The sequence below is a fragment of the Variovorax sp. E3 genome (assembly GCF_016082275.1).
Taxonomy (GTDB): domain Bacteria; phylum Pseudomonadota; class Gammaproteobacteria; order Burkholderiales; family Burkholderiaceae_C; genus Variovorax.
Genome location: NZ_MOWM01000264.1, coordinates 1 through 5685, shown reverse-complemented (window position 1 = coordinate 5685; position 5685 = coordinate 1). Strand labels below are relative to the sequence as shown.

The following is a 5685-nucleotide window of genomic DNA, read 5'->3' as shown; positions in this document are numbered from 1 at the left end:
GAAAAAACTTCCTTCGAAGTTGACGCTGAGTTAAAAAGCAGTGCATAATCGAAGGCTTCGCTGAAATGACTTCGGCGGCTGGCGGCGAAAGTTGCCGACTGCTGAGAAGAAGTTGAAGAAAGCGAAAAAAAGTTTGACGATACTTAAAAAATCGTGTTAGACTACAAGGCTTCGCTGATCACAGCAAGCAAACGAAGCAAGCGACAAGCTGCTTCGATGATCGTTAAAAATTTACAGCCGATAAGCGTGGGCGTTTGAAGGTAATTGCGTAAGTTCTTCGGAACAAGTCGCAAGACTTAAAAACGCTCATGAAGATAGAAGTGAAGTTCACTTCAATTCTTTTTTTATGAGTTTTGCCTGGCCGCGAGGTCAGGCGCAAAAATCAAGATCGAACTATAGAGTTTGATCCTGGCTCAGATTGAACGCTGGCGGCATGCCTTACACATGCAAGTCGAACGGCAGCGCGGGAGCAATCCTGGCGGCGAGTGGCGAACGGGTGAGTAATACATCGGAACGTGCCCAATCGTGGGGGATAACGCAGCGAAAGCTGTGCTAATACCGCATACGATCTACGGATGAAAGCAGGGGATCGCAAGACCTTGCGCGAATGGAGCGGCCGATGGCAGATTAGGTAGTTGGTGAGGTAAAGGCTCACCAAGCCTTCGATCTGTAGCTGGTCTGAGAGGACGACCAGCCACACTGGGACTGAGACACGGCCCAGACTCCTACGGGAGGCAGCAGTGGGGAATTTTGGACAATGGGCGAAAGCCTGATCCAGCCATGCCGCGTGCAGGATGAAGGCCTTCGGGTTGTAAACTGCTTTTGTACGGAACGAAACGGCCTTTTCTAATAAAGAGGGCTAATGACGGTACCGTAAGAATAAGCACCGGCTAACTACGTGCCAGCAGCCGCGGTAATACGTAGGGTGCAAGCGTTAATCGGAATTACTGGGCGTAAAGCGTGCGCAGGCGGTTATGTAAGACAGTTGTGAAATCCCCGGGCTCAACCTGGGAACTGCATCTGTGACTGCATAGCTAGAGTACGGTAGAGGGGGATGGAATTCCGCGTGTAGCAGTGAAATGCGTAGATATGCGGAGGAACACCGATGGCGAAGGCAATCCCCTGGACCTGTACTGACGCTCATGCACGAAAGCGTGGGGAGCAAACAGGATTAGATACCCTGGTAGTCCACGCCCTAAACGATGTCAACTGGTTGTTGGGTCTTCACTGACTCAGTAACGAAGCTAACGCGTGAAGTTGACCGCCTGGGGAGTACGGCCGCAAGGTTGAAACTCAAAGGAATTGACGGGGACCCGCACAAGCGGTGGATGATGTGGTTTAATTCGATGCAACGCGAAAAACCTTACCCACCTTTGACATGTACGGAATTCGCCAGAGATGGCTTAGTGCTCGAAAGAGAACCGTAACACAGGTGCTGCATGGCTGTCGTCAGCTCGTGTCGTGAGATGTTGGGTTAAGTCCCGCAACGAGCGCAACCCTTGTCATTAGTTGCTACATTCAGTTGGGCACTCTAATGAGACTGCCGGTGACAAACCGGAGGAAGGTGGGGATGACGTCAAGTCCTCATGGCCCTTATAGGTGGGGCTACACACGTCATACAATGGCTGGTACAAAGGGTTGCCAACCCGCGAGGGGGAGCTAATCCCATAAAACCAGTCGTAGTCCGGATCGCAGTCTGCAACTCGACTGCGTGAAGTCGGAATCGCTAGTAATCGTGGATCAGAATGTCACGGTGAATACGTTCCCGGGTCTTGTACACACCGCCCGTCACACCATGGGAGCGGGTTCTGCCAGAAGTAGTTAGCTTAACCGCAAGGAGGGCGATTACCACGGCAGGGTTCGTGACTGGGGTGAAGTCGTAACAAGGTAGCCGTATCGGAAGGTGCGGCTGGATCACCTCCTTTCTGGAAACAAGCAATTTAATTTAAACGCCCACACTTATCGGTTGTTGGAAGAAGTCGAGATCTTCGAGAGAAGGTTTTGATGAATGGGTCTGTAGCTCAGCTGGTTAGAGCACCGTCTTGATAAGGCGGGGGTCGTTGGTTCGAGCCCAACTAGACCCACCAAATCTTCTGATTTCTCGTGTGAGAGTTTTGGGGGATTAGCTCAGCTGGGAGAGCACCTGCTTTGCAAGCAGGGGGTCGTCGGTTCGATCCCGTCATCCTCCACCAATAAATCGATACTTAATTCAACACCAAAGCGGCTTTGTGCGCGAGCATGAGGCTTCTTTGTTGTTGATCAGGATCTCTTGATCAATCGGCTGTTCTTTAAAAAATTCATAGAGTCGAATCAGCGCTGCTGATGGAAACTGCACATTCGTAAAGGTTTAGTGCAGACCGTGCCATCAGCAGCATAGAATTTTTGATTGCGTCAAAAGAAACTTCAATTTCGAGTCAAATCGAATTTTGAATGTAACGGCATAACGCGCCAGGTGAAAGACCTGGTAATTCCTTGAAACGATTTTGGATCTCCGCAAGGAGAGCTCAAAGTTATAGGGTCAAGTGAATAAGAGCACGTGGTGGATGCCTTGGCAATGATAGGCGACGAAGGACGTGATAGCCTGCGATAAGCTTCGGGGAGCTGGCAAATTAGCTTTGATCCGGAGATTTCCGAATGGGGAAACCCACCGAAAGGATCGCATGATGAATACATAGTCATGCGAGGCGAACCGGGTGAACTGAAACATCTCAGTAGCTCGAGGAAAAGACATCAACCGAGATTCCGAAAGTAGTGGCGAGCGAAATCGGAAGAGCCTGTTAGTGATAGCACAAGACATAACGGAACAGCTTGGAAAGGCTGGCCATAGCGGGTGATAGCCCCGTACGTGAAATGACCTGTGTGGTACTGAGCTAACGACAAGTAGGGCGGGACACGAGAAATCCTGTCTGAATATGGGGGGACCATCCTCCAAGGCTAAATACTCATCATTGACCGATAGTGAACTAGTACCGTGAGGGAAAGGCGAAAAGAACCCCGGGAGGGGAGTGAAATAGATCCTGAAACCGCGTGCTTACAAAAAGTAGGAGCCTCGTAAGGGGTGACTGCGTACCTTTTGTATAATGGGTCAGCGACTTACATTCAGTGGCAAGGTTAACCGAATAGGGAAGCCGTAGAGAAATCGAGTCCGAATAGGGCGATCAGTCGCTGGGTGTAGACCCGAAACCAAGTGATCTATCCATGGCCAGGATGAAGGTGCCGTAACAGGTACTGGAGGTCCGAACCGACTAGTGTTGCAAAACTAGCGGATGAGCTGTGGATAGGGGTGAAAGGCTAAACAAACTTGGAAATAGCTGGTTCTCTCCGAAAACTATTTAGGTAGTGCCTCAAGTATTACCATCGGGGGTAGAGCACTGTTTTGGCTAGGGGGTCATGGCGACTTACCAAACCAAGGCAAACTCCGAATACCGATGAGTACAGCTTGGGAGACAGAGCACCGGGTGCTAACGTCCGGACTCAAGAGGGAAACAACCCAGACCGCCAGCTAAGGTCCCTAAAATTGGCTAAGTGGGAAACGAAGTGGGAAGGCTAAAACAGTCAGGATGTTGGCTTAGAAGCAGCCATCATTTAAAGAAAGCGTAATAGCTCACTGATCGAGTCGTCCTGCGCGGAAGATGTAACGGGGCTAAGCCAGTTACCGAAGCTGCGGATTTGCAATTTATTGCAAGTGGTAGGAGAGCGTTCTGTAAGCCTGTGAAGGTGCGTTGTAAAGCGTGCTGGAGGTATCAGAAGTGCGAATGCTGACATGAGTAGCGTTAAAGGGGGTGAAAAGCCCCCTCGCCGTAAGCGCAAGGTTTTCTACGCAACGTTCATCGGCGTAGAGTGAGTCGGCCCCTAAGGCGAGGCAGAGATGCGTAGCTGATGGGAAACAGGTCAATATTCCTGTACCGATTGTTAGTGCGATGTGGGGACGGATCTTAATAGGTCATCCAGTTATTGGATTATTCTGGTTTAGTTGGATGTAGGCGTGCATTAGGCAAATCCGGTGCACATATACCGAGGCCAACGATCGAGCGGACTTGTCCGTGAAGTGACTGAACGAGGTTCCAGGAAAAGCCACTAAGCTTCAGCTAACAACGACCGTACCGCAAACCGACACTGGTGCGCGAGATGAGTATTCTAAGGCGCTTGAGAGAACTCAGGAGAAGGAACTCGGCAAATTGACACCGTAACTTCGGAAGAAGGTGTGCCCTATTAGTGTGAAGTGAACAACGGAGCATGAATGGGTTGCAAAAAATCGGTGGCTGCGACTGTTTATTAAAAACACAGCACTCTGCAAACACGAAAGTGGACGTATAGGGTGTGACGCCTGCCCGGTGCTGGAAGATTAAATGATGGGGTGCAAGCTCTTGATTGAAGTCCCAGTAAACGGCGGCCGTAACTATAACGGTCCTAAGGTAGCGAAATTCCTTGTCGGGTAAGTTCCGACCTGCACGAATGGCGTAACGATGGCCACACTGTCTCCTCCTGAGACTCAGCGAAGTTGAAATGTTTGTGATGATGCAATCTCCCCGCGGAAAGACGGAAAGACCCCATGAACCTTTACTGTAGCTTTGTATTGGACTTTGAACAGATCTGTGTAGGATAGGTGGGAGGCTTTGAAGCAGGGTCGCTAGATCTTGTGGAGCCAACGTTGAAATACCACCCTGGTGTGTTTGAGGTTCTAACCTAGGTCCATTATCTGGATCGGGGACAGTGCATGGTAGGCAGTTTGACTGGGGCGGTCTCCTCCCAAAGCGTAACGGAGGAGTTCGAAGGTACGCTAGTTACGGTCGGACATCGTGACGATAGTGCAATGGCATAAGCGTGCTTAACTGCGAGACTGACAAGTCGAGCAGATGCGAAAGCAGGACATAGTGATCCGGTGGTTCTGTATGGAAGGGCCATCGCTCAACGGATAAAAGGTACTCTGGGGATAACAGGCTGATACCGCCCAAGAGTTCATATCGACGGCGGTGTTTGGCACCTCGATGTCGGCTCATCTCATCCTGGGGCTGTAGCCGGTCCCAAGGGTATGGCTGTTCGCCATTTAAAGAGGTACGTGAGCTGGGTTTAAAACGTCGTGAGACAGTTTGGTCCCTATCTTCCGTGGGCGCTGCAGATTTGAGGAAGCCTGCTCCTAGTACGAGAGGACCGGAGTGGACACACCTCTGGTGTATCGGTTGTCACGCCAGTGGCATTGCCGAGTAGCTAAGTGTGGAAGAGATAACCGCTGAAAGCATCTAAGCGGGAAACTCGTTTCAAGATGAGATCTGCCGGGGCCTTGAGCCCCCTGAAGAGTCGTTCAAGACCAGGACGTTGATAGGTCAGGTGTGGAAGCGCAGTAATGCGTTAAGCTAACTGATACTAATTGCTCGTGCGGCTTGACCCTATAACTTTGATCAATCAGATCAAGGTGTTATGCCAAGTTGACGCATTCAAAATAATTCGCCAAAAGCTGATTCCAAACTCTATGAATTCGTTCTCCAGATCATGTGATCTCGAGAACAACCCTTTATGCCTGATGACCATAGCGAGTTGGTACCACTCCTTCCCATCCCGAACAGGACAGTGAAACGACTCAGCGCCGATGATAGTGCGGGTTCCCGTGTGAAAGTAGGTCATCGTCAGGCTCTTACAGCCCAGAAAACCCCAGTCAGACTCCTGACTGGGGTTTTTTGCTTTGGG

Annotated in this window: 2 tRNA genes and 3 rRNA genes; all 5 read left to right on the top strand. The window is 50.5% G+C overall.

Annotated elements, in window-relative coordinates:
• Window positions 1-390: 390 nt before the first annotated feature.
• The 5 genes from BMG07_RS39470 (at window position 391) to rrf (ending at window position 5630) form a co-directional block, all read left to right on the top strand.
• Window positions 391-1925: ribosomal RNA gene (locus tag BMG07_RS39470) — 16S ribosomal RNA — on the top strand.
• Between the two features lie 85 nt (window positions 1926-2010).
• Window positions 2011-2087, top strand: a tRNA-Ile gene (locus tag BMG07_RS39465).
• 29 nt (window positions 2088-2116) lie between these two features.
• A tRNA-Ala gene (locus tag BMG07_RS39460) sits at window positions 2117-2192 on the top strand.
• Window positions 2193-2516: 324 nt separating this feature from the next.
• Window positions 2517-5389: ribosomal RNA gene (locus tag BMG07_RS39455) — 23S ribosomal RNA — on the top strand.
• Between the two features lie 128 nt (window positions 5390-5517).
• A 5S ribosomal RNA gene (gene rrf, locus BMG07_RS39450) occupies window positions 5518-5630 on the top strand.
• The 16S, 23S and 5S rRNA genes sit together here with 2 tRNA genes alongside, the layout of an rRNA operon.
• The last annotated feature ends 55 nt before the right edge of the window (window positions 5631-5685 follow it).